27 protein-coding genes and 1 riboswitch are annotated in these 25,861 nt (G+C 36.7%); of the genes, 11 read left to right on the top strand and 16 right to left on the bottom strand.

The window, feature by feature from the left end:
* Positions 1-181: 181 nt before the first annotated feature.
* The 8 genes from F4V44_RS16940 to F4V44_RS16905 form a co-directional block, all read right to left on the bottom strand.
* On the bottom strand, positions 182-856 hold the full coding sequence (locus tag F4V44_RS16940; RefSeq protein ID WP_150441200.1) for a PspA/IM30 family protein: 675 nt from the start codon (positions 854-856) through the stop codon (positions 182-184).
* 2 nt (positions 857-858) lie between these two features.
* A complete protein-coding gene (locus F4V44_RS16935) occupies positions 859-1,374 on the bottom strand; it encodes a hypothetical protein (protein ID WP_150441199.1) in 516 nt (171 codons plus the stop codon).
* A gap of 172 nt (positions 1,375-1,546) precedes the next feature.
* Positions 1,547-2,956 (bottom strand): sensor histidine kinase, encoded by a 1,410-nt coding sequence (locus F4V44_RS16930; protein ID WP_150441198.1) that lies wholly within the window; start codon positions 2,954-2,956, stop codon positions 1,547-1,549.
* Entirely contained in the window at positions 2,946-3,650 is a 705-nt protein-coding gene (locus tag F4V44_RS16925) for a response regulator transcription factor (protein WP_150441197.1), read from the bottom strand. The genes F4V44_RS16930 and F4V44_RS16925 overlap by 11 nt, the downstream gene beginning before the upstream one ends.
* Before the next feature lie 164 nt (positions 3,651-3,814).
* Positions 3,815-4,486, bottom strand: a complete 672-nt coding sequence (locus tag F4V44_RS16920) for a PspA/IM30 family protein (protein WP_191090732.1) — start codon at positions 4,484-4,486, stop codon at positions 3,815-3,817.
* Between the two features lie 17 nt (positions 4,487-4,503).
* Entirely contained in the window at positions 4,504-4,965 is a 462-nt protein-coding gene (locus F4V44_RS16915; RefSeq protein WP_150441195.1) for a hypothetical protein, read from the bottom strand.
* Between the two features lie 37 nt (positions 4,966-5,002).
* A complete protein-coding gene (locus F4V44_RS16910) occupies positions 5,003-6,262 on the bottom strand; it encodes a S1C family serine protease (RefSeq protein ID WP_150441194.1) in 1,260 nt (419 codons plus the stop codon).
* Positions 6,263-6,464: 202 nt separating this feature from the next.
* A complete protein-coding gene (locus F4V44_RS16905) occupies positions 6,465-7,823 on the bottom strand; it encodes a TrkH family potassium uptake protein (protein ID WP_150441193.1) in 1,359 nt (452 codons plus the stop codon).
* Between the two features lie 244 nt (positions 7,824-8,067).
* On the opposite strand from F4V44_RS16905, the gene F4V44_RS16900 reads away from it, so the two are divergent.
* On the top strand, positions 8,068-8,265 hold the full coding sequence (locus F4V44_RS16900; protein WP_150441192.1) for an alpha/beta-type small acid-soluble spore protein: 198 nt from the start codon (positions 8,068-8,070) through the stop codon (positions 8,263-8,265).
* A gap of 107 nt (positions 8,266-8,372) precedes the next feature.
* On the opposite strand, the gene F4V44_RS16895 is transcribed toward F4V44_RS16900, so the two are convergent.
* Both F4V44_RS16895 and F4V44_RS16890 read right to left on the bottom strand, forming a co-directional pair.
* Positions 8,373-9,953 carry a peptide chain release factor 3 gene (locus F4V44_RS16895; protein ID WP_150441191.1) on the bottom strand — a complete coding sequence of 527 codons (1,581 nt, stop codon included), beginning with the start codon at positions 9,951-9,953 and terminating at the stop codon, positions 8,373-8,375.
* A gap of 373 nt (positions 9,954-10,326) precedes the next feature.
* The gene (locus F4V44_RS16890; protein WP_150441190.1) at positions 10,327-10,920 is read right to left on the bottom strand and encodes a cell wall hydrolase; all 594 of its coding nucleotides are present in this window, start codon (positions 10,918-10,920) and stop codon (positions 10,327-10,329) included.
* Between the two features lie 248 nt (positions 10,921-11,168).
* Positions 11,169-11,281, top strand: a riboswitch (TPP riboswitch).
* A 152-nt stretch (positions 11,282-11,433) separates the two neighbouring features.
* Between F4V44_RS16890 and F4V44_RS16885 the strand changes: the two genes are divergently transcribed.
* From F4V44_RS16885 to F4V44_RS16865, 5 genes are read left to right on the top strand one after another with little or no spacing between them, the layout of a single operon-like run.
* Complete coding sequence (locus F4V44_RS16885) at positions 11,434-12,435, top strand: ABC transporter substrate-binding protein (RefSeq protein WP_150441189.1); 1,002 nt, start codon at positions 11,434-11,436, stop codon at positions 12,433-12,435.
* A gap of 12 nt (positions 12,436-12,447) precedes the next feature.
* Entirely contained in the window at positions 12,448-12,738 is a 291-nt protein-coding gene (locus F4V44_RS16880) for a thiamine-binding protein (protein WP_150441188.1), read from the top strand.
* The gene (locus tag F4V44_RS16875) at positions 12,738-13,502 is read left to right on the top strand and encodes an ABC transporter permease (protein ID WP_150441364.1); all 765 of its coding nucleotides are present in this window, start codon (positions 12,738-12,740) and stop codon (positions 13,500-13,502) included. Before F4V44_RS16880 ends, F4V44_RS16875 begins: the two co-directional genes overlap by 1 nt.
* Positions 13,499-14,233, top strand: coding sequence for an ABC transporter ATP-binding protein (locus F4V44_RS16870; RefSeq protein WP_150441187.1), 735 nt, complete (start codon positions 13,499-13,501; stop codon positions 14,231-14,233). Before F4V44_RS16875 ends, F4V44_RS16870 begins: the two co-directional genes overlap by 4 nt.
* Before the next feature lie 6 nt (positions 14,234-14,239).
* Positions 14,240-15,004, top strand: coding sequence for a TatD family hydrolase (locus F4V44_RS16865; protein ID WP_150441186.1), 765 nt, complete (start codon positions 14,240-14,242; stop codon positions 15,002-15,004).
* 61 nt (positions 15,005-15,065) lie between these two features.
* Here F4V44_RS16865 and F4V44_RS16860 read toward each other — a convergent pair whose 3' ends face one another.
* The 4 genes from F4V44_RS16860 to F4V44_RS16845 form a co-directional block, all read right to left on the bottom strand.
* Positions 15,066-15,185, bottom strand: coding sequence for a YjcZ family sporulation protein (locus tag F4V44_RS16860; protein ID WP_150441185.1), 120 nt, complete (start codon positions 15,183-15,185; stop codon positions 15,066-15,068).
* A 36-nt stretch (positions 15,186-15,221) separates the two neighbouring features.
* Entirely contained in the window at positions 15,222-15,329 is a 108-nt protein-coding gene (locus tag F4V44_RS16855; RefSeq protein WP_084786733.1) for a YjcZ family sporulation protein, read from the bottom strand.
* Between the two features lie 143 nt (positions 15,330-15,472).
* On the bottom strand, positions 15,473-15,967 hold the full coding sequence (locus F4V44_RS16850) for a GNAT family N-acetyltransferase (protein ID WP_150441363.1): 495 nt from the start codon (positions 15,965-15,967) through the stop codon (positions 15,473-15,475).
* A gap of 331 nt (positions 15,968-16,298) precedes the next feature.
* Positions 16,299-16,838 carry a GbsR/MarR family transcriptional regulator gene (locus F4V44_RS16845; RefSeq protein ID WP_150441184.1) on the bottom strand — a complete coding sequence of 180 codons (540 nt, stop codon included), beginning with the start codon at positions 16,836-16,838 and terminating at the stop codon, positions 16,299-16,301.
* Positions 16,839-17,324: 486 nt separating this feature from the next.
* On the opposite strand from F4V44_RS16845, the gene F4V44_RS16840 reads away from it, so the two are divergent.
* Complete coding sequence (locus F4V44_RS16840; RefSeq protein ID WP_150441183.1) at positions 17,325-17,630, top strand: hypothetical protein; 306 nt, start codon at positions 17,325-17,327, stop codon at positions 17,628-17,630.
* A gap of 406 nt (positions 17,631-18,036) precedes the next feature.
* Positions 18,037-19,233 (top strand): MFS transporter, encoded by a 1,197-nt coding sequence (locus tag F4V44_RS16835; protein ID WP_150441182.1) that lies wholly within the window; start codon positions 18,037-18,039, stop codon positions 19,231-19,233.
* Positions 19,234-19,304: 71 nt separating this feature from the next.
* On the opposite strand, the gene F4V44_RS16830 is transcribed toward F4V44_RS16835, so the two are convergent.
* The gene (locus F4V44_RS16830; RefSeq protein WP_150441181.1) at positions 19,305-20,141 is read right to left on the bottom strand and encodes a YitT family protein; all 837 of its coding nucleotides are present in this window, start codon (positions 20,139-20,141) and stop codon (positions 19,305-19,307) included.
* 218 nt (positions 20,142-20,359) lie between these two features.
* Between F4V44_RS16830 and aspA the strand changes: the two genes are divergently transcribed.
* From aspA to F4V44_RS16815, 3 genes are all read left to right on the top strand, one after another.
* Positions 20,360-21,799 (top strand): aspartate ammonia-lyase, encoded by a 1,440-nt coding sequence (gene aspA / locus F4V44_RS16825; protein ID WP_150441180.1) that lies wholly within the window; start codon positions 20,360-20,362, stop codon positions 21,797-21,799.
* Positions 21,800-22,351: 552 nt separating this feature from the next.
* Positions 22,352-23,299, top strand: coding sequence for an amidohydrolase family protein (locus F4V44_RS16820; protein WP_150441179.1), 948 nt, complete (start codon positions 22,352-22,354; stop codon positions 23,297-23,299).
* A gap of 315 nt (positions 23,300-23,614) precedes the next feature.
* Positions 23,615-24,640: an LLM class flavin-dependent oxidoreductase gene (locus F4V44_RS16815; protein WP_150441178.1), complete on the top strand. Its 1,026-nt coding sequence runs from the start codon at positions 23,615-23,617 to the stop codon at positions 24,638-24,640.
* Between the two features lie 55 nt (positions 24,641-24,695).
* Here the strand turns inward: F4V44_RS16815 and F4V44_RS16810 are convergent, their stop codons facing one another.
* Positions 24,696-25,835 (bottom strand): TIGR04053 family radical SAM/SPASM domain-containing protein, encoded by a 1,140-nt coding sequence (locus F4V44_RS16810; protein ID WP_150441177.1) that lies wholly within the window; start codon positions 25,833-25,835, stop codon positions 24,696-24,698.
* Positions 25,836-25,861: the final 26 nt, after the last annotated feature.

Below are 25,861 nucleotides of genomic sequence, written 5' to 3'. Positions count from 1 at the left end.
TGAAAAGGACTTTTCACACGGCCGAGTCAAATATCTAACGTAAGAACCATGCTTACTACCCGTACATGATAGAAAAAGAATTCCTATGTCGATTTAATAAGTTCGTTATATATATAAACAAAAAAGCTATGGAAATTCTGGTAGTAACCACATTTACCATAGCCTAAATAAATTATTATCTTTATTTCATTATATCAGCTTTTTGTTTTTTTACTCTTTCAAGTTCTTTTTCTACTTCAATATCAAACATGGTATCTAGTTTGTTTAATGGTGCCAAGCGCGATGTGTTAGCTAGATGGTTATAGGCTTGAGCCCTTGCCTCATACTGTAGAATACGATCTTCCATTCTTGCAAATCCTCTTGAAGCTTTTTCAGGCGTGTTCGTCATCAGCGTTTTTCCCATTTCACTTGAAATTTTGGCCACATTTGCCCGTGAAATGAGAACAAGTTTTCTATTTTGCAGTTCTTCATATTTTTCTTTTAATTTTTCAAGCTGCTCACAAAACATTTGAGTTTGGCTTTGAATGGATGCATGCTGTTGTTGATAAACAAGTAATTTTTCTTCCTGTTTGATTCGGTCTGCAATCGCTAGCTTCGCGATATCGTCCTCGTTCTTTTCAATGGCAAGCTCTGTTTGGCGATTTCTTTTTACGATAATCTGCACTGTTTCTTCTATCATCTTTTCATATTTATTTTCGACATACAGCTGTTTTGCTAATGCATTATGTGCTTTATCAATCTCGCTTTGAAGCTCACGCAAATATTGCTTAAGCATGCTGACTGGGTCTTCCCATTTATCAAGTGCATCATTTATGTCGGCTGCTGCCATATCCTTTATCCTCTTATAGATTCCCATTTTTATTTATCCTCCCTACGAATTGTCTTTTCCCATTCATCAAGGTAATCCTTAGAATCATTTAGACTAGAATAATAGCGATCAGCAGCTATTTCTTCCAGCGTAAATTCTTCTCCAAATGAAGTTTCAGATTTTAATTTTTTATAAATAGAATAGAGGATGACGATGATAATAGGTATGGCAAGAATATCAGGCAGCAGCCAAAGAATACCAAGCGAAAGAAGGATTGCTCCTGCCATTTTTATACTCTTGTTCTTCACTAAACCTAACAGCAATCCCCCTACTGTAATGAATAGTATTTTGCTGATCAAAACCAGCCATCCAAGCCCCATAAAAGGTGCTGCTTGCTTTACAATTACAAATTGGGAAGTGCGGTCTGGTCCAAATGCCCCTCGGTGAAAATGTCCTCCATGCTGAATTGAATGGGCAGCGGCACTATTCTCACCACTAACAGCGACTAATACCATAAGAAACAAAATAGGAAGAAAATACAGCACAGATTTCATTACTTTTTTCAATTGAATCACCTCCTTGATTAAGCTTGTCTTAATCATAGAGAGAAATTATGACCAAATTATTAACAAAGTTTTAATAGCAATGGAATATTTCAGTAATAAAAATGGTCATACAAAAGAAAATTGAAAAAGCCGCATGTTTGTCCATGCAGCTTTTATGTTTGTCATAATAAAATTATTTTTTCAAATGATTCTTAGGAAACCGGATGATGAATTTTGTTCCCTTTCCTTTTTCACTAAAAACGTTAATCTCTCCATCATGGAGCTGAACAAGTTTTTTAACAATGGATAGACCAAGCCCAAATTCACCGTATGGATTAGTCGTTCTTGACAGATCTGCTTTATAAAACCGGCGCCAAATATTCTCTACATCCTCTGGATCTATTCCAATTCCCGTATCTTCAATTTCAATAATCGTTTCTTCATAACCGGCCAGGCCCCTTAATGTAATAATGCCGTTTTGTGTGAATTGAATGCTGTTCTTTGTAATATTAATTAAAATTTGAATAATCCGGTCATAATCTGCATATATCATCACATTTTCTTCAACGTCGACTCTTATTTGATTTTGTTTCTTCTCTGCTAATAGCTCTAATTGATCTTTAATAATCTCTAGCACTTCCACAAGCTCTATTTCAGTTTTTATCAATTTCACTTGATTGGAACGAATTTTTTCATAATCAAGATTTTCATTCACAAGCCGGATTAAACGATTGGTTTCCTTACTGACTAAGCTTATACTTTTTTCTTTCTCCTCATCGGGTATCATATTATTTTTTAGTCCTTGTATGACACCGTTAATCGTCGTTAAGGGCGTACGAAGCTCATGGGAAACGTCAGCCATAAATTGGCGGCGTCTGTTTTCCAGACTTTCAATCTCTTCATTAGATTCATGTAGTTTTTGCACCATTTCATTAAAGTCCTCTGCCAGTTCACCAATTTCATCAAAATTAGAAGAAGGAAGTTTGATACTGTAATCTCCGGCTGAAACTAAAGAAGTTGCCTCTTGAAGCCGCTTAATCCGGTTCACATGGACCTTTGATAACACCCAGCTTAGAATGATGGATACAATAAGTGCAGCTAATACTGCATACCACAAATATTGATTAATTTGTGAAATCATTTCTCTCGAGCCGCTAATAGGCGAAGTAAGCAATATCCCACCAATAAACGAACCGTGTTGAAAATAAGGTAAAAGAACAAACGTAACCGCTTGTTCAAATCGATTTCTTTCTTGTTTTACAGTAACAGTTTGCCCTGACCTTATTTTATTCCACTCTTCATCTTTCAAAAGGATCCGGCCGCCGGTTGGATAAACAATTCTACGGCTTTCATCAAAAATCATATATTGAATGTTCCTGCCGCTTAACACATGATTATATTCATCTAATACCTGCTCCCCGCCATTCCGGCTCCGTTCGAGGTCATGTACGATATTTTCACCATACTCCGTTAATTCATCAGCTTTATTGGTATAGACAAGTGTTTCAACATAATGCGTAAACAATATACTTAAAACAAGAAAAGCCACAACAAGAATACTGATATGACTGATGATTTGCTGATAAATATACTTAATTCTCATGAAGGGTCACGACCTCATCAAACTTATAACCTACCCCCCAAACGGTATGAAAAAATGGCTGGTTTGGTGTACCAACTTTTTTTCGAAGCCTTTTAATATGCACGTCCACCGTACGCTCATCTCCATAAAATTCATAGCCCCAAACATGCTCTAACAGCTGTTCTCTAGAAAAAACTTGTTTCGGATGCTGAGCAAAATAATACAAAAGATCAAATTCCTTCGGCGTTAAGTTTGGAACAGATCCTCCATTAAGAATAACTTCTCTCGTATCTTTATTAATTTGAAAATGCTTTGTTTTTAAAGTCCCATTTTCCATTGAATCTTGATGATTGGGACGATAGCGGCGAGTCACAGCTTTTATTCGCGCCATTAATGTCAATGGGCTGAAGGGCTTTGTGACATAATCGTCTGCTCCCATTTCAAGACCTAACACCTGATCTGATTCACTGTCTTTTGCTGTTAGCATAATGATAGGTACTGAATTTTTTTCTTCCCTAATCTTGCGGCAAATCGTCATTCCGTCCATACTCGGCAGCATCCAATCAATGATTAAAGCATCCCATTCGCCTGATTTACAACGATTATAGCCTTCTAATCCATCTGCAATAAACTCACCTTCAATTCCTTCTTTTATAAAAAACATCTCTAACATCGAAGCAACACTTTCATTATCTTCAATGACTAAAACTCTCATCTACTCCATCTCCTAAACCGCACAAATAATTTCTATGTAACAAACTTAAATCGAAATCCATGAAGAATCAACTATCTTCTATTTATTATTTCCTGTCTCTTACCTTAAACGGCAAAAAAGGAAGCAAACAACGCTCCCTTTTATATTCTTTTCCCTGCTCAGGCTTAGGCCTTTTTCGCTAAACCTTCTTTTAGCTTAGCTAACTCTGTCTCCACTTGAGCATTTAATAAACTAGGTAAGTTTTTAGTATGATCGACAGTTGCAGATGTTATAAAATAATGATGGACTGAAGCTTTAGCCTCCATCTCGAGGATCTTGTCTTCTGCACGGGAAAATCCTTTTAAAGCGTTGTCAGGGTTAAGTGGAGTAACAGATTGGTCGAAATGAGATGATGCTTTTGCAGCTGCAGCTCTTGATATAAGTGTTAATTTACGGTTCGTTAACTCTTCATATTTTTCCTTAAGACGTTCTAACTGCTGCATGAAAACTTCTGTTTGTTTCTTCACAGAATCTAATTGAGTTTGATAGAATGCTAATCTATTCTCCTGATTAATCTTTTCTTCAATAAACATTTTCGCCATGTCATCTTCATTTTGACTGATAGCAAGCTCCGCCTGATTCGCTCTTTTGTCAATGGTTTCATTTGTTTCGGCAATTAATGCTTCGTATTTTTTCACAACGAATAATTGCTGTGACAAAGTATTTTTCCCTTGTTGAATGTCTTTTTCTAGTTCACTTAAGTAGTGCTTCATCATTCCAATTGGATCCTCTATTTTGTTTAATCTATTATGAATATCAGCCGAAGCCATATCCTTTATTCTTTTAAAAATCCCCATAATCTTAATTTCCTCCTTTAACGAACTGTGTTGTCCCATTTATCTAAGATAGCAGCATAATGTTGCCTGTCCTCTTGTAAGGCAGATTCACTCTGTATGTTTTGTTTTCTCTTTTTACGATTTATTTTGTGAATTGCATATCCAATAAACACCGCCATCATGATTATTGCTATAGCAAGGATGCTTGGTATAAATGACAAGCTTATAATTAATATAAGACCCGCTCCCACCCATTTGCCTATATGTTTGGATTGTCTCCATAAATGCAAACCAATTAGAATCAGCACTACTTTCCCTATTACTCTAGCAATAGACATTCCTAAATCAATGTAAGAACGGAATATTTGCCAGTTTTCGTTATATAGAAACGTATATAACCATCTATCTGCCATAGGTATCCATGCTGCAGATTTATACCCTAATATAAAAGCTGTCACAATTGCACATAGAATGAACATCCAACTAAATAGTCTCCTCAAATATTATCACCTCCTTTCACAGAAATGCGGAAGCGGATTAATTAGAACTTTTACTTGTCAGTGTTAATTCAATTTTTAACAACTCACTGCCGCGATAGATGTTTAAAGACACTTTTTCTCCTATTTCAAGTTCACTATATAAATATTTTCTTAAATCATTAGAGTTTGTTACCTTTAAATCATTAATGGAAACAATAACATCCTGTACTTGAAGTCCCGCTTTTGCTGCTGCCGAGTCAGAGTCAATAGTTGTGACCATGGCACCACCTTCTAAATCATTAGGTAAATGCTGTGTATACATCTGCTGGACTTCTTCAAGACTTGCTAAACCGACCCCAATATACGGTCGTTCTACCTGTCCGGTTTCCATAATTTCATTAATAATCGGGACAAGGTCATTACTAGGAATAGCGAAGCCTAAACCTTCGACACCATCTTCTGCGATTTTTAAACTATTCATTCCAATAACCTGTCCTGACGTATTAACTAAAGCACCCCCACTATTCCCTGGATTGATAGCTGCATCTGTTTGAATAACATTCAAATCCCAATTCCCCGCTGAGGTTGATACAGAAACCGTCCTGTCCACTGCGCTGACGATTCCCTGTGTGACGGTATTGGATAGATCCAGACCAAGCGGGTTGCCAATTGCTAACACTGTGTCACCTGCACGTAATGTGCTGGAATCTCCAAAGTCTAATGAAGCTGCTGCATATTTAGAATCGATTTTTAAAACGGCTATATCTGTCAGCGGGTCTGCCCCAATCAGTTCAGCCTTTGTTTTCTCGCCTCCTTCAACTGTAATTTCAATTTCGTCTGCTCCTTCAATCACATGATTATTGGTTACAATAAAAGCCTTGCTGCCATCGATTTTATAAATTACCCCAGTGCCAGAACCGCTTTCTACTTTTTCAGAATTGTTATTTGTTTCACTTGGTAACCGATAATTTTGACTTTGAGTTTGCATATTAACAATGCCAACAATTGATTTTGATGCGACTTCCACCATATCTGCAACAGATGAAAACGAGGAACCTCTCGCAGCGGTCGTTTTTTGTACAGTTACCCTATTAGTTGATGAAGAATTACTTCCCCCTTGTTCTGAAAACTGTGAGACTTTTTCCTCAATCGATGTATATAAATGATCAATATAATCAGTATGTGGAATAATGGTTATTGTTAGTACAGAACCAATTATTCCACCTGCTATGGTATTCATAAGACCTGAAAGTCTTGTTTTTCTTTTTTTATTCTCTTGTTTTAATGGACTTGGTATAGGCTCATTGAAATTGTCCATCCTCATGTCCCCCTTATCCTCTTATTTAATATCATCATAAATAGCAAATATGACTAAATTATTAACAAACTTTTAATAGAGAGAGAAAAATGGCAACAAAATAAAAAAACGAGCATGTATGCTCGTTTTTTGCTTATATAATGAAGGATTTCAAATATAAAATTTCATTCTATCTGAAAAGCTCCTTTACTTGTTATTTCATTTAGCCAATGATAATTCGTTCCTTTGGATAATGATAGTTAACATCCTGTTCTTTTCCACGGAGTATTAAAAGAAATGACACCAGCCCAATTCTGCCAATAAACATGAGAGCCATAATCACCCATTTGCCAAATGTTGATAAATCAGGAGTGATGCCCATTGATAATCCGGTTGTTCCAAAGGCTGAACTTACTTCAAATATAATACTCAATAGAGAGAACTTTTCAGTAACGGATAGAACAATGACTGAAGTAATACACATAATAACGGCTAATATGGTTACTGCTAGAGCTTTTGTAATATCCTCCTCATGTATTTCCCGCTTAAAGATTTTGATATGGCGCTTTCCACGGGCAAAATGAAATAAAAATAAAATAAGAATGGCTAATGTCGTCGTACGAATCCCTCCTCCGACAGAGCTTGGGGAAGCACCGATAAACATAAGCACACTAATGACAAGTAATGTTGGATCCGAAAATTCACTTACATCCATTGTTGCCAATCCACCGCTTCTCGTTGATGCAGATTGAAAAAAAGCATAGAAGAAGGCCTTATGCCAAACCATATCTTTAAAATAATGCCGAAATTCAAAAATAATGATTATTACGGTTCCAATGACAAGAAGTGCTGCAAAGGTAATGGTTGTAATTTTAGTAAAAAGAGAAAAACGAAACGGCAGTGCCATTGTCTCTTTATGAAATAGATAATTTTTAAATTCAATTAATACAGGAAAACCGATGGCACCTAGCGTTATTAAGATAATCGTAATTAATTGCACGAAATAATCATTTGCATATGGTATAAGTGATGCACCCGTAATATCTAGGCCTGCATTTGTTGTAGCACTTATGGAAGCAAATAAGCCATGCATGAATGCATCTGCAGCACTTGGATAATATTGAAGAAAATGAAATCCAAGTATAACCGCTCCTACAAGTTCAATTAATAAAATAATCCTAATGATTTCTCTAATAAGAGCAACAAGTCCGGCCAAATTCGTCTGATTATGGTCGACCATAATCAGCTGTCTTCCACGCAGGCCAATTTTCTTTCCTAATATAAGATAAAAAAAAGTCCCGAGTGTCATGACACCGATTCCACCAAACTGGAATACAAACAAAAGGACAAATATTCCAAAAGTACTATACGTTTCAGATATATTAAGCACAGTCAAACCAGTCACACTTACCGAACTTATAGCTATAAAAATAGTATCCAATAACGCGACTTCTACTCCCTCCTTATGTACGGCTGGTATCCGCAGCAATAATACCGAAACAGTTACAGCGACAAAATAAAAAGAGATAATTGCTTGTGCAGGAGTAATATGATCCAGATTGAATTTTAGCTTTTTCCACATGTTAAAGAATTCCTTTCGCTATGAACTAATCCTATCTTAAAGAATATTTCCTCCTTTTAAAAGGAATATAAGAACTTTCATAAAAAAACTTTTTTCTTGAGCAGGGGAATAAATGACTTAGCGGGATTTCCGCAATTTACCGAAAACATTTCCACTTATGTTTTCAACGCTACTACTCATAATACTAATACAGAGAAGTTTTTTCTCTGTATATTAATAAATAGTCCTTAAGGAGTTGTCATGTATGTCAAGAAGCAGCAATAAACTACTTGTACCTGGTATAGAACAATATCTTGACCAAGTGAAATATGAAATTGCTCAGGAATTCGGTGTTCATTTAGGTTCTGATACCGTTTCGCGTGCCAACGGATCCGTTGGAGGAGAAATTACCAAGCGTTTAGTGCAACAAGCGCAAGCGCAATTATCAGGAAGAAACCAATAAAAAAACAAATAAAATGGAAAAAAAGTCCGGAACTAAACCGGACTTTTTTTGTTAATAAGGACTAATAAAAAAACAAACCCCATGTTATAGGGTCTGTCTTTATCTTATTAGGATGATGAATCCATTGGATTATATAATTTAATATCCGGATTTTTTTCTTGAAACCATCGTAAGGCAAAGTCATTTTCAAATAAAAAGACTTTATTCCCATAACGATCATTAACAAGTAAACTTCTTGAACTGGATAAAGATTCATTGATATTCTCATTTTCCACCCAACGAGCAATCTTCGATCCCTGACGCTCTAATACTACATCAACATTATATTCATTTTTCATCCGGTGTTCGAACACTTCAAACTGTAATTGACCTACAGCGCCAAGTAAGATTTCTTCCCATTTAACCGTTTTATACAACTGAATGGCACCCTCTTGAACGAGCTGCTCAATACCTTTATGGAAATGTTTTTGCTTCATGACGTTCTTCGCCGTTACACGGACAAATAATTCTGGTGTAAATTGAGGAAGTTTCTCGTATTGAAAGGAGTCTTTTCCAGACGTTAATGTATCACCGATTTGGTATGTCCCTGTGTCGTATAGACCAATGATATCTCCACTTACTGCTTCATTAACTGTACTGCGGTCATCTGCCATAAACTGAGTTGACTGAGCCAACTTTAACTGCTTGCCTGTTCTTGGGAGATTAACGGTCATGCCCCGTTCAAATTTACCTGAACAAATACGTAAAAAGGCAATACGGTCACGGTGTGCAGGATTCATATTTGCTTGGATTTTAAAAATGAAACCAGAGAAATTTTCTGAAAGCGGATCAATTTTACCATTGGTTGATTCCCTTGGCTGTGGAGATGGAGCAAATTGCAGATAAGTCTCCAAGAAGGTTTGGACCCCGAAATTTGTCAAAGCACTTCCAAAAAATACAGGAGTTAATTCTCCATCAGCAATCCGTTTCCTTGAGAACTCATTCCCCGCTTCATTCAAGAGCATGATTTCTTCCAACGTTTGATCATACAATGCATTTTGTTTCATTGGATGGTCTTCCTCAATTTCTCCCTCATCATTTAATTCAATGAAGCGTTCTGATTCGTCTACACGGAATTGCTCAATCCGATTATGGAACCGATCGTAAATTCCTAAAAACTCTTTCCCCATCCCGATTGGCCAATTCATTGGGTATGATTCAATCCCCATTACCTCTTCAAGCTCTGCCAATAGTTCAAGCGGCGGTCTTCCGTCACGATCTAATTTATTAATAAACGTAAAAATAGGAATCCCTCTTAATCGGCAGACTTTAAAAAGCTTTAACGTTTGTTCCTCAATTCCCTTTGCGGAATCAATAATCATCACAGCACTATCTACAGCCATTAATGTTCTATACGTATCTTCACTGAAATCCTGGTGACCCGGAGTATCCAAAATATTCACACGCGCATCATCGTAATCAAACTGCATGACACTTGATGTAACCGAGATTCCACGTTGTTTTTCAATTTCCATCCAGTCACTTGTAGCATATTTTCCGGTTTTTTTCCCTTTTACTGTTCCAGCATCACGAATGGCTCCTCCGAATAGAAGAAGCTTTTCTGTTAATGTTGTTTTCCCCGCATCCGGGTGGGATATGATAGCAAAAGTGCGGCGTGACTGCACTTCATTTATAAATGATTTAGACATGAATAATTCCTCACTTTATTCCATTCAAATTTTACTCATAACTTAAATCTTATTACTACACGCATGAGTTTGCAATATGAAATAAAAAAATTAATCTTAATACGTATTACTCCCCTATATTATAGATACGTAAACTATTAACAAAAAAACTATGTTAACGAATCATGTTGATAAGGCAGATTTTTGACTCATCCGTGAGAAATGGATATTTCTCACGCCTTTCAGCCATGCCGAAAGGTTGCTGTACGATTATGAAATGACAGGAGAAAACAAATTTTCTCCTGTCATTTCATAATCGTACAGCTTTAGATGAGTCAAAAATAAACAATGTTATTAAACAAAGCGAACAAAAAACCCTGCTTAGAAAACGGAGTTATTTCGTAAACACATGATTACCTATGACAGCCGTAACTGTTTTCGATTCATGCCATTTGCTTTCCACAATATCTGGATTATAGAAATTTAATGATTGACTGTTCTCCTTTCCCTGTTCGACAAGAGCTTCGTTTACCGCTTGTGTGGCTTCCGGTGTCGCAGGCTGATTAATTGTCCCGTTTTCAACCGGCTCAAACTGTCTTTGTTGATAGATAACCTCTTCAATGGTATCAGGGTATTGTTCATGCTCTACACGATTTAATACTACTGCTGCAACCTCTACTTTCCCTTCGTACGGTTCTCCTTTTGCCTCTGCAGTCACTAATCTGGCTAATAGTTCTTTCTCTTCATTTGTAATTGTTGATTCAGGAATAATCAATTTCTCTCCTGACTCAACATATGTTTGATCATTAATTTTCTGTAATTCTAACTCTGATACACCGTTTTCCATTCCAATTTCATGGAATGAGTCTCCCGTTTCTGCTTTATATATTTTTACACTCTCAAGTGTTTTCGCGAATATTTTATTATTAGGAAATAAAAAAAGCGGAAGCATGGCGAATAGAGCTGTTAAGATGAATATTTTCTTCATCCTATCTCCTCCTTCTCGTTTTCTTCTGCCTAAATTACCGTAACATGAATAAGCAGCTGAATCCACACCTCAACTATTACCATGGAAGGACAGTAAAGTTATTCCAACACAGCATTCTTTCATTTTATGCTGTGTTAACGAATCATGTTGATAAACAAATCATAATTTTAAAAAGAACTTCATTATTTTGCATTTTTCTTTTAAAATTGTCGAAATTTGTTATAATTGGATAGAGTTAATTGAATAGGTAAGAATAGTAGGGGAACCGGATAAGCCGGTTGAGAGTGCGTCCTTATTTGATGCTAACCCTTTGAACCTGATCTGGTTAATACCGGCGGAGGGAACATATTCTAGACAATCATGCTATTGTTTTTAATATGCACCAGTCGGGCACTGAGTGCATTTTTTATTTTCCAAGATTTTCCGTCCAAAAGGCACTTCCTTATAAATCCTTTATTCTAATCTATGGCAATTACCTTCAACAATTTATTCAGAGCATAGGAGGATTTCAATTTGAAAAGATGGCTTATCATTTTAATTGCTGTTCTTTTTGCATCAGGCTGTAATACTGAAAAGTCTGATGAAAAGTCAGCTGATACGAACGAGAAAGAAGAAAAACTAAAAAAGGTAACCCTGGTACTGGATTGGACACCAAATACTAATCATACAGGCTTATATGCCGCACAGAATCAAGGCTATTTTGAAGAAGAAGGCCTCGAAGTTGATATTATCATGCCAGGTGAAACAGGGGCCGATCAACTTGTCGCTTCTGGAAAAGCAGAGTTTGGTGTCAGCTATCAAGAAAGTATCACCCAAGCACGAATACAAGAGGTTCCAATTGTTTCAATTGCAGCTGTTATTCAGCATAATACATCAGGCTTTGCATCCCCTGCCGATAAAAATATAAAAACACCGAAGGATTTTGCCGGCAAATCATACGGGGGCTGGGGATCGCCTGTTGAAGAATCCGTTATTGCCTCTTTAATGAAGCAGGAAAATGCAAATCCTGAGGATGTCTCTATTATCAATATTGGGGATACTGACTTCTTTACAGCTGTTAAACGAGATGTCGATTTTGCTTGGATTTATTACGGCTGGACAGGTGTTGAGGCAGAACTGCGCGGCGAGAAAATCAATATGATTTATTTAACTGATTACAGTGAGAAGCTTGATTACTATACACCAGTACTTGCTACAAATGAAGCCATGATTAATAAAAATCCGGATACTGTGAAGGCATTTGTCAAAGCTGCTGCTAAAGGGTACCAATATGCCATTGAAAACCCGGAAAAGGCTGCTGATATATTACTCGCCGCAGCTCCTGACCTTGATGCAGAATTGGTGAAGAAGAGTCAGGAATGGCTTTCACCACGATATCAGGATGATGCTACTCGCTGGGGAGAACAGAAACTTGAAGTTTGGGCAAATTATGCCAATTGGATGTACGAAAATGGTTTATTAGAAGAGAAACTGAATGCTGAAGAAGCATTCACAAATGAATTTTTACCAGAATAAGGAGAGAAAGTAATGGCAAAATCATTAGTTAGTATTCAAATTATCCCGAAAACCCCAAATGGTGAGAATGTCATTCCATTTGTCGATGAAGCCATTAAAATCATCGCGGAATCAGGTATGAAATATGAAGTGCATCCCCTTGAAACGACGGTGGAAGGTGATTTAACTGCCATTTTTACCATGATTACAAAAATGAATGAACGTATGATTGAAATGGGAAGCCATAATGTGATTACTCAAATCAAAACACTCTATCAGCCCTCTGGCATCCAAATGGTTGATCTTACGGAGAAATACCATTGATGGCGTTTTTATCAAAAAGCTGGAGAACCTTATTGGCTCTCCTTCTTTTATTCATCACTTGGGAAACAATCGTAAGGGTATTGGAAATACCGCAATGGCTTCTGCCATCCCCGGTAAAGATTTTTCAAGAAGCTGCCCTGCACTGGAGCGATTTTTCCGTTCATCTCATGTCAACACTTCGTTTAAGCTTATCTGGATTTGCTATTGGTACAGCCATCGGGCTTTTAACCGCTATTATATTATTTTTAGTACCATTTTTAAAAGATTCCTTATATCCATTACTGATTCTTTCACAAAACATACCAATCATAGTACTTGCCCCGCTATTGGTCATTTGGTTTGGCTTTGGCGCGCTGCCTAAATTGATTGTCATTACATTAGTTTGCTTCTTCCCGGTTACTGTCGCTTCCCTTGACGGTTTTAAGCAAACACCTGCTGAATTAAGGCACTATTTATCTATGGCAGGTGCGAATAAAAACCAGCATTTTTGGAAGCTTGAATTTCCATCTGCCCTTCCAGCCATTTTTTCAGGTTTGAAAATTTCTGCGACATACAGCGTGATGGGGGCAGTAATTTCTGAATGGCTGGGAGCAAAAGCAGGGATTGGAGTGTATATGACCCTTGCCTCTTCTTCCTTTCGAACCGATCGGGTTTTTGTAGCTATTTTTGCGATTATGATTCTTAGCCTGCTGTTTTTTGCTTGTATTATGATCATCGAGCGGTTTGTTGTTCGGTGGAAAACGAAGGGGGAAGATTCCAGATGAGCCCGATTTTAAGTTTGAATTCAATTACGAAAAGTTTCGCATCAAAAAAAATTATTGATCATTTATCCCTTGATATACAAGCAGGAGAATTTGTTTCTATCCTGGGACCATCCGGAAGCGGAAAAAGTACTTTGTTTCATTTAATTGGCGGGATTTACAATCCTGACGAAGGAGAGATTCTGTTAGATGGAAGCCAAATCAATGGACAAAGAGGATCTATCAGCTATATGCCGCAGTCACCTTCCCTTTTACCATGGAGAACCGTATTACAAAATGTTCTTCTTGGACAAGAGCTTCAAGGAAAAAAGGATGTGGAGACAGCTCGAAAAATGATAGAAAAAGCAGGCCTAGCAGGCTATACAAATGCCTACCCTTCTCAACTATCAGGGGGAATGAAACAAAGAGTATCCTTTATTAGAGCCTTATTAAGTCCACAGCCCGTTATTTGTCTTGACGAACCGTTTTCTGCACTAGATGAACTAACCCGGCTGGACATGCAGAAATGGCTTCTTTCGATTTGGGATGAACATAAAAAGACCATCCTGTTTGTTACCCACAATATCGATGAAGCTTTATTTATGTCCGATCGAATTGTCATCATATCAGCAAATCCTGCATCGATAACAGAAGAATTTATCCTGCCATTTTCAAGACCGCGGCACAAGGAGCTGCTTCTTACCGATGAATTTCTTGCATGGAAACGAAAGATTTTTTTTGCACTAAGGAAGTGATTATTCATGAGAAAAATTATTGATGCCCATATCCATTTAGATCATTATCCTTCTCATGATATAGAGCAGGTTGTGAATGGAGATTCTACGGTTGATGCCTTAATTGGCGTTTCATATAACCTTGCTTCATGCATTCAAAATCAAGCTTTTTCACAGAAGTTTAAAAAGTTCAAGTCTGCCTTTGGCTGGCATCCTGAACAAACTTTAATATCAGGCAATGACTTTTCTCAGTTGATTGACTGGATAAAGGTGAGCAATCAGGATATGATTGCGATTGGTGAGGTTGGTTTACCCTATTACTCACGGCAAAAAACAAAGATTCCTATTGAGGGGTATATAGAAAGACTAGAAACGTTTATACATTTAGCAAATAAATGGAAAAAGCCCATTGTCCTTCATGCCGTCTATGATGATGCACCGATTGTATGTAACCTTTTAGAGAAATATGATATTAAAAAAGCTCATTTTCATTGGTTTAAAGGAGATCTGCAAACCATTTCTCGATTAATTGATAATAATTATTTTATTTCTATCACACCGGATATAGTATATGAAAAGGAAATTCAAGAGCTTGTTCGTCTTTACCCTATAGAAAAAATGATGGTTGAAACTGATGGACCATGGCCATTTGAAGGACCTTTCCAAGGTCGGATCACACATCCAAACATGATCCACACATCCATTAATATGATTGCTGAAATCAAACAACTTCCTAGCGTTGATGTTTACAGGCAGCTCTACAAAAACACAACGTCGTTTTATCATCTATAATAGAAAGAAAAGAGGCAGCATGTGTCGCCTCTTTCCTTTCCCTTCTTTTTTCAAAAAAAGATTACCATTTAAAGCAAGCAGCACCGACAATGATTAACAGGATAAATAGAACAACGATTAGTGCAAAACCGCCGCCATATCCGTAACCACAGCCATGACCATATCCTCCGTAACCGTACATTAAAACGCCTCCTTTCAATATTCACTTGCGAATTACTTAATAAAATCCACCGTAGCCCCAAGAAGCTCCGATAATAATTAACAAAATAAACAATACTACCAATAAGGCGAAACCGCCGCCGTAACCATGATGTTCACCTGACATTGAAAAAACCTCCTTTTCTCATTTCCCTATATCCTATTCACCTTCATTCAATATTGCGATAGACAAATACACAATTTTAGGTTTTTACCCTAAAACGCAAAAAGCACATTTCGAAATGTGCTTTAATTGCTTATTTATTGGCTTTATAATAATTTATATAGGTAATATTCATTTACAAATTCCCCGTTAATTTTTAACGATTGGACCCTTTCTCCTTCTAAAACGAATCCCATCTTTCTATATAGGTTGAATGCCTTATTGTTATCTTTGATAACCGTAAGCCCTAATCTTGAAATTCCAACTTCTTTTGCCCATTCAAACACTTTGTAGAATAGCTTAGTTGCAATGCCTTGTCCACGAGAGTCTTCAAGAACTCCCAAAACAATATTTGTGGAATGTCGATTTCGTTTTAAATTACTTCCTATTGCTACAATAAATCCGACAAGTTTGTTTTCAATTTCAGCAACAAAGAAGATGGAGTTTGGTTCGGACAAAAATCTTTCAATTGATTTTCTTTGTTGTTCAACAGTTGTTTGGCGTTCTCCAGGTTCAAACAACATAAATCCAGACTCATCAATTTTCTTGCTCAATTCCAAAAAATTTTCGGCATCGCTGACTTCAATAGGTCTTATTATCATTTTTTCTTCCCCATTCTTTAAAAATTTCACTATATTTTTCTATATCCCAAAGAAAATTAACGAAAATTTAATTATTTCACTTTATATTTGACATTAATTTTAGCACTATTTTTGGAACCAATTTCCGCGACTTTAGTATGTATGACATCAGCCATTGTCATTCTGTTAATTAATGTGCGAATTTATATGTCAATTGTCGATAAACCTTATAGAATCAACAAAAATAAAAGGTCCAAATCATATGCGATTTGAACCTAAAATTGATACGCTAATTAAGTTTTTGTACTCTTAATCCGAACCCGTTACATTAATACATCTGTGTGCTTTTCATCTAATTTTGTTTTTTTTGAGGGATCAAGTTAAATATTTCTCTTGATGCAAAACTGTCAATCAGCCTTGTTAGCCAGTCATAGTAATCCAACGCTTCCGTAAGCTTTTTCATGTCCTCTTCTGCTAATGCTTTTATTTCACCATCAGCAATCTCAGATTGAACAATACCCTGTAATTCCTGCAGCGATTTTTTAATTGCATGGACATTTACTGATATAGCTGCCCTCCATTTAATGTCAAAATAATCAAACAAACTTTTATACCAATCTTCTTCAGCCTTGTATAGGTCTTTTCGAACACCTTTTTTCCAAACCTTTTCAACCATCTTTAATTCCATTAGGGTACGAACCGATGTACTCATACTTGTCTTGCTCATACCAAGCTCTTCTTTCATCTCATCTAATGTCAATGGATGATTTTGAAAATAAAGTAATCCATATAGCCTTCCAATGGAATCAGATATGCCAAATAAATTCATATTATGACTGACAGCATCAATTACACGTTCACGTGCTGATTCGAGTTTTTCTAGGTCATTCACATTTTTTCACATCCATTACAATCAAATCATGTTTATTTCCCTATTAGATTAACATGTTTAATTGAATTATAAAATATGTATCATTACTGTTAATTGTAGGATTATGGAGTGATTCTAAGAATTTATCACATTTCGTTTGTAAATTTATTGCTAGACTTTCTGTAATTGCAGCCGTCATTTCCCTATTATAAGCTAAATTCCCTTAGATATCGTACAACATCCGACTACATTCGTTTTCTTTCTCTCTTTTTCCTATTCCCCCTTTTTTACGAATAACAGGCAAAAAGTATTAAATTTCATCACTAACACTTTATTTTTTGTCATATTTGAATTATAATTTTAATTATTCTAAATATTCTACAAAAATAATATCTCCATCCTTTTGTCATTTCTTTATCTTTATCAGCATATCGTATTGTTGGGATTTATAACCTTTCTGCAATATAGCTGAAAAACGAACGATTTTTATAAAGGGGATATGGTGAAATGTTAAGTCAAAACGAGCAAGTATTCACTGAAACGAAACCGTGGTTTAAACTTTGGTCCATCTATGTACTTGGATTCCTGGTTTTAATTTTAGTCGGTCTTTATCTTTATTCACAAAGTTTAATAAGAGTAGAAGCTCCAAAAGAAGAGCTTGGAGAAAAGGTAATTATAACCATGCCTTCAGGGAAAACTGTCTATACCTATGAAAACTTAATTGTTGAGGAAAAAGGTAAACTTCTTTACAAAGGAGAATTAAACACAATAGATTTAACGGGTGGAGTCGTTGAACATCAAAACTGGGAATAAGTATATCAAATTCGCCCCGTCGAATTTGCGTCCGGATTTTTATCGAGCTTGCTCGATAAATTACCCTTGAAAAATCCGAGACATCCGCCGGAGGCTTAACTTCATTCAGCTGGGATTTGAACCCCCACTGAATCGAAGAGCAACTTGCATTCATCTCCCACTTGTAGAAGTGGAGGACTTCTGCTGAATGAAGTTAAAAGAGCTCGAATCATTCATAAAATCGAGCTTTTTTCTTTCTCTCTACTTTCCTATCAAGACACTGAGGAATCTTCGACCTCTTCGATACAATCTCCTCTTCAAAACGTTCACTTTATTTCCTTTAATAGCAGTAATATCATTAGCAGTTATCTAGATAAATAGGGTACAATAGATTCGCTATAATTTGAGAGGAGGTCCTCTGTGAGTAATGGAAAATATACAGATAAATGAAAAACCCCAAAAATCGGAAAAGATTTGGACAAAAAATTTCACTTTACTTGTCCTAGCAAACTTTTTCATTTTTCTTGGCTTTCAAATGACTTTACCGACTATCCCGCTTTTTATTGAACAGTTGGGTGGAAATGATCAATTAATAGGATTAGTGGTAGGAATTTTCACCTTTTCGGCTCTCATTATTCGTCCATTTGCAGGACATGCCTTGGAATCAAAAGGCAGAGCATTTGTCTACTTAACCGGCTTAGTTGTCTTTGTTATTTCAGTAGGTTCGTATGCTTTTGCTATGAGTATTACGTTCCTGTTTATGATGCGAATTGTTCAAGGGATTGGCTGGGGATTATCTACTACTGCATCCGGAACAATCGCAACAGATTCCATTCCAGCTAATAAACGCGGTGAAGGCATGGGGTATTATGGACTATCTGGAAATCTGGCCCTTGCATTTGGTCCTTCACTGGGACTTACGTTATCAGGAGTTCTTCCCTTTCAACAGCTCTTTTTCATTTGTGCAGGTCTTGGTTTAGCTGCTTTTATTTCATCTTCTTTTATTAAATACAAAAAAGTGGCTCCAACTGAAGAAAAAGAAAAAAGAAAAAAATGGGATTTGTATGAAAAAAGTGCCCTGCAGCCTTCCTTTCTTATTATGTTTATTACGGTTACGTTTGGCGGTATTGCAACCTTTTTACCATTATATACAGCACAGGAAGGCATTACGGGAATTCAATGGTACTTCCTTTTATATGCTTTAGCCTTAATGGTTTCTAGAATATTTGCTGGTAAGCTGTATGATAAAAAAGGACATAGAGCGGTTTTTATTCCGGGTACCTCTCTTATCGTCATTGCCATGCTTTTGTTAGCTTGGCTGCCTAACAATGAAATTTTGTTTACTGCTGCTATTTTATATGGATTTGGATTCGGTACTGTCCAGCCAGCGTTACAGGCATGGTCCGTTAAACAAACACCCGTACATAGACGCGGAATGGCTAACGCTACCTTCTATTCCTTCTTTGATATAGGGATTGGACTAGGCGCTATGTTTTTTGGTCAAATCAGCTTTTTATTTGGCTATAAAAGTGTTTATCTTTCAGCCGCCACCTCGGTATTGATTTCTATACTAATCTATCTATTCTTGCTATTTAAAGGAGCAAAAAGGTCGAACGAAATATAGATCTTATAACAAAAAAACAACAAAAGCTGCGGAAGTTTTGTTGTTTTTTTGCTCGGATACTTTAAAGAAATTTAACCCCTGTCAAAAGCACCCATCACTTCCTTTGTTTCAGTTATATTCACAAAGGAATGCGGGTCAATTTCATTAATGAGCAGTTTCACATCTGTTAATTGATAGCGGGTAATGACAGTCATTAATACTTTCTTCTGCTCACCGCTATAAGCTCCTTCAGCATCCAATATCGTAATTCCTCGATAGAAATTAGCCAGCATTTTTTCTTTCATTTCCTCACCCTTTTTTGTCACAATCATCAAGGTCAGTTTAATATGCTTAGTGTGAATCATATCAACCATTTTTCCTGATGCATAAATACCGACAAGTGTATGTAAAGCTGCATCCCATCCAAAGATAAATCCAGAAAAGATGACAACCACAGCGTTTAATGCCGAAAGAATACTTCCCAATGGAAAATCTCTTTTTTTCGTTAATAGCAAGGCAATAATATCGAAGCCCCCAGATGAACCGGACGCACGAAAAATAAGTCCCCCGCCTATTCCAGCAATCACTCCGCCAAATATCGAAGACAATAAAGGTTCAGACGAAATAGCTATAACAGGAATAATATATAAACCAATCGTTAGCACTACGACTGAAATGATGGTATAAACAATAAATCGCTTGCCAAGCTTAAATATACCAATAATTAACAAAGGTAAATTTAAAACAAAGTTAATTATTCCCGTTTCAAATGGTGTAATTAAGCCAAGCAGAATCGCAATTCCGCTTAAGCCGCTGCTTAATATTTTATGAGGAATAAAAAACAAATTAAAGGCTGCACATATCAACAAAGTTCCCATTAAAATCAGTATTAAATAGTATGATTCATTCCTGCCTATTGCCTTTGACATTTTATCTCTCCCCTGTAATGTTCCACTATCAAAAATACTTTTTTATTTTGCCTAAAAAGTTATATAGATAACAGGATTATTAAAATTAAAATATAAATACTATTTAAAATATTTTTATATTTCCTAAAGTGCAAACACTTTTAAAAAATACAATGTTACGGTACGATAGTAACATAGTAAAAGTTTTCAAACACGAATAGTAAAAGGGGGAGCTTTATTTGTCACTACCTGTTTCAAATAGCTCAAAAAAAAGAATTGAAAAGGATTTCTTAGGAGAAAAAGAAATACCATTTGATGCATATTATGGTATTCAAACATTACGTGCTGCTGAAAACTTTCCCATTACACATTATCCGCTGCATAAAGAATTAATTCGTGCAATAGCAATGGTAAAAAAAGCAGCTGCTTTAGCCAATATGAAAACAAAAGGCCTTTACGAAGGACTTGGAAATGCCATTGTTAAAGCAGCTGATGAAATCATCGCTGGTCACATGCACGATCAATTTATTGTTGACCCCATTCAAGGCGGTGCAGGAACTTCTATCAATATGAATGCAAATGAAGTGATTGCTAATCGTGCTCTAGAAATTATGGGCAAGGATAAAGGTGATTATACCCAATTGAGTCCAAATACACATGTAAATATGTCTCAATCAACCAACGATGCCTTCCCTACAGCCATTCATATTTCAACATTACATTTATTAACTGAACTCCTTGAAACAATGGAATATATGTACACTGTATTCCAAGAAAAAGCGAAGCAATTTGATCCCATTATTAAAATGGGCAGAACTCATTTGCAGGATGCTGTCCCAATCCGACTCGGTCAGGAATTTGAAGCATACAGCCGTGTCCTGAGTCGAGATATCAACCGCATCAAGCACTCACGGCAGCACTTATATGAAATAAACATGGGTGCAACTGCTGTCGGGACAGGCTTAAACGCTGAGCCTAAATATATTGAATACGTGGCAGAATTTTTGGCAGATATCAGCGGTCTTCCATTGAAAAAAGCCGAACACCTCGTTGATGGCACTCAAAATACCGATGCCTATACAGAGGTCTCCTCTGCTTTAAAAATTTGCATGATAAATATGTCAAAGATTGCAAATGATTTACGATTAATGGCCTCAGGTCCAAGAGCCGGATTAGGAGAAATTTCATTAAGCGCCCGACAACCTGGATCTTCAATTATGCCTGGTAAAGTAAATCCTGTCATGCCCGAAATGATTAATCAAGTAGCCTTTCAAGTGATTGGAAATGATCATACCATCAGTCTCGCATCAGAAGCAGGGCAATTAGAGCTGAATGTAATGGAACCAGTACTTGTCTTTAATTTACATCAGTCCATTAGCATAATGAATAATGCCTTTCGTGTCTTTACAGATCGCTGTCTAAAAAGCATTGAGGCAAATGAAGAGCGCTTAACTGAATATGTTGAGAAAAGTGTTGGCCTAATTACGGCTGTTAATCCGCATATTGGCTACGAGGTTGCAGCTAGAATTGCACGTGAAGCGATTATCAAAGGACGCTCTGTTCGCGAGCTTTGCTTGCAGTATGATGTTCTAACAGAAGAAGAGCTTGACCTGATTCTAAATCCATATGAAATGACAAATCCAGGCATAGCAGGTGCTTCTTTGTTAGATAGAGATTAATGAAAAATAGCAAGAAAAAAGGATGACCTCAAAAAGTCATCCTTTTTTCTTCGAATGGTTCAGCTTCCCTGCCTTACTTTGCTTATTCCATTCTACTTCATTCATTTCATCCCGTTCTATTGTTAATCACAATTACTATGTGGTTTCCGCTTCCCCAAGCGCTCACAAACCACTACCCCTTGTTTCATGAAAATAAATCCCATTGTTTTGTACGTATTTATTATGACAAGGTTATTATATAATAATTTTGAATTTATTACAAAATATTCACATTATTTTCTTTTGAAAATTCCAACTTCTTTTCGTATCATGATAGAAGTTTTACCTGCCATGATATAGCATCGGTTTATTACTATACTTACTATAGAAATAATGAATTCTTCCTCTTTTTAAAATTTTTAGAATATTTACTTTTCAAAATATTATTTTTGGTGTATAGTTTTATCCATAAGAATAATATTTTACCAATATGAATTGAATAAATTTAATAGTAGAGAGCGTCTGCTAAATATACGAAATATTTTTTATATTCAAAACAAGGAGTGGATTTACATGCATGATTTTCATACTCATTTCATCCCTAGTGACGTTTTAGAGTGGTTAAAGGAAAACAAAAACAAGGTTAATGCTCGATGGAGTGTTAATGAAGAAACAAATGAAGAATCCCTCATAATAAATGAAAAATGCAGAATTGAATTAAAAAAAAACCTAATCAATTTTGAAGCCTTTATTCAAGGCCAGGAAAACGCTGGTGTACGACATACCACCATTTCACCTATCCCACAGCTTTTCCTCTATGACTCTGTTTCTATCAGTACCGAAATTTCTAAAATCTATAACGAAGCGTTGGCTCAATTAACAGTTAACCATCCAGAAAAAATCTCGGCATTAGGAACAGTGCCATTAGCTAACCCTGTTAAGGCCGCACAGGTATTGAATGATGCTATGAAGCTCGGCTTGAAGGGTGCCATTATCGGACCTGGATTAGGAAAGCAAATGCTGACAGATCCTTTCTTTAAAGCATTCTTTGAAGAAGCTAACCGATTAAAGGCTATCCTCTTTATACATCCATTAGTTAATGATGATCCACGTTTAAAAAGAAGAATGATGCCTAATTTAATCGGAGAACCATGGGAAACAACCGTCTGTGCAACGGATTTAGTACTTAGCGGCTTCGCCGATAAATATCCTGATGTTAAAATTGTATTTGCTCATGGCGGCGGTTTTCTTCCATATCAAATCGGACGCTTAGATAAAGGATATGAACAATGGGAAGTTGTTTCAGCCAATTTGCAAGCACCTCCATCTGAATATTTGAAACGCTTTTGGTATGATTCTGTAGTAGGCAGCCAGGAAAGTATTGACTTCTTAATTAAAGTTGTCGGTGAGGATCGAGTGGTTCCTGGATCTGACGCAAATACAACTCTTTGGGAAAGCGCTTTAAATATTAGTGATAAAGGTATTCAATCTCTATTAGCTGAGTCAGTAAATATAAAGTGAAACTTCCATCAGCAGGGAGTTCTCCTCATCCCTGCTGATGGTTAGTTGAACCAATCGGACCTTTATGGGCAGTTGATCCCCCACTATCTAATTAGGTTTACTCAGAAACCTATGGCGGGGGTCTTACTGCCCGTTAAGAGTGGGATAAAATAATATACTAAAATAATCCTTCAGAGAAATCATTTTGATTTTCTTTTTGGAGGATTATTTTAATTTGTCATGAAAGATTGTTTTCAATAGAATAAATTATTGTTAGAATATTTGTTATAAAGAAAAACACTAAATATGAACACAACATAGAAATGAGATGAAAAAATGTCAAATCTTACAAGTAAAAAACTAAGTGATTTATCCTATTCAGTATTAGATTTAGTTCCCGTATTAAAAGGCGGATCTGCAGGTGATTCAATAAAAAACACGGTTGATCTTGCCAGACATGCAGAAGACTGGGGATACAAGCGATACTGGATGGCAGAACACCATAATAATCCTGGGATTGCCAGCTCAGCTACTCCAGTGTTAATTGGACATGTTGCAGCACATACTACTTCTATTCGTGTCGGATCTGGCGGAGTTATGCTGCCAAACCATTCTTCTCTTGTCGTTGCTGAGCAATTCGGAACACTTGAAACCATGTTTCCGGAACGAATTGATTTAGGATTAGGGCGTGCACCTGGTACAGACCAACTGACCGCTAGAGCATTAAGACGTGACTACAATGGTGATGGCCAAGATTTTCCTGAGCAATTGGCAGAATTACGAGCATACTTTCAACCAGGAAAGCAAGCAGAGCAAATGAGTGTCAGAGCTATCCCTGGACAAGGATTACAAATACCGATCTGGCTGTTAGGTTCAAGCGGTTTTAGTGCACAATTGGCAGGTTTATTAGGTCTCCCATTTTCGTTTGCCAGCCATTTCTCTCCTGAAAATACACTGCCTGCTCTAGGACTATACAGAAATAGCTTCCAGTCTTCAGACGTTCTGGAAAAACCCTATTCAATGGTATGTGTAAATGTTATTGCTGCGGACAGTGATGAGGAAGCAAAAAAGCTTGCTACCACTTTACAGCAGTATCACTTAAATATTATTCGAAATACCCGTGGTCCTCTTGAACCACCTGTCAACAATATAGACAGCATTTGTAACGGCTATGAGAAAGCCTATCTAGAACAGAAACTTGTAAGATCCATTATCGGAGGTCCTTCTACTATAAAAGCACAACTCGAAAGATTTTTAGAAGAAACACAGGCTGAGGAAATTATGATCAATAGTCAAATCTATGATCATAAAGCTAGATTACATTCCTTTGAAATTATTGCCGATATCCTGAATGACAGATAATAAAAAAAGGAAACAATTATATAACAACCGGCGAATAAGGTTCACCGGTTGTTTTTTATTTTCTCAGTAATTCTGGAGTGTACATACAAAACGATTCACTTTCCATATAATCTCCTGTAACTGCATAGGCTCTTGACCTGGACCCGCCGCAAATATTCCTGTACTCACATACACCACATTTCCCTTTATAATTATCAGGCTGTCTTAGCTCTTTAAAAATAGCTGCTTCCCGGTAAATCGTTGCTAGTGGCGTCTCCCTTATATTTCCTGCTTTAATTGGAAGCAATCCGCTCGGTAATACATCACCAATATGAGATATAAAAGCGAAACCATTCCCGTCATTTACCCCTTTTGGCGCCCTCTTTAGACCGTCATTCCTCGAAGCCTTATCGGTTGTAATACTATCCTCATAAGAAATCTCACCTTTATTTATTTTACGCTCTTGCATTTTTTGCTGTAACACGACACGCCGATAATGCTGGGCTGCAGTCGTCTTGATATCAAAAGGAGCTGTTTTACTTAATTCATACAGCCATCGAAACACCTTTTCATGTTCAACTGGACTAATACAGTCATCTATCTGTCCTCTTCCAGTTGGGACTAGCAGGAAAATATACCACATGACCGCTTTTAATTCAGCTACTAACTTAGCCATTTCTTCTAATTGGTTATAATTATAGCGTGAAATAACCGTATTTACTTGGACTGGCATTTCTAGTTCATTTAAATATTTTATTTTTTCAATTGTTAGAGTAAACGACCCCGGAGTGCCGCGAAATTGATCGTGAATTTCGGCTGTTGGCGCATCAAGACTAAAGCCCCACCGTGCAAGCCCTACCTCTTTTGCTCTTTCCATTTTCTCCTTTGTCACATTTTCAGTGGCGCTGGGTGTCATAGAAACCCGCATGCCTTTATTGACCGCGTACTCCGCTAACTCAAATAAGTCCTCTCTTAACATACAATCACCACCCGTAAAAACAAGCATCGGATTGTTCATTTCATAGATTTCATCAATTAATTTGAGACCTTCTTTATGAGTTAATTCTCGAGGATCCGGAGTCACTTGTGCATCTGCACGGCAGTGCACACATTTCAATTGGCATGCCCTAGTTACCTCCCAAATCACGATAAAAGGATTTTTATTATAATCAACGCTTTTTCCATGCATATGCGGATGTTGTTTTTCTTGTTTCATTCTAATCACCAATCTTTTCAAATGTT

This window comes from Niallia endozanthoxylica (assembly GCF_008710145.1).
GTDB classification, from domain to species: Bacteria; Bacillota; Bacilli; order Bacillales; family Cytobacillaceae; genus Bacillus_BD; species Bacillus_BD endozanthoxylica.
The sequence above is the reverse complement of the archived record's forward strand: the minus strand, read 5'-3'. Positions and strand labels throughout refer to the sequence as shown.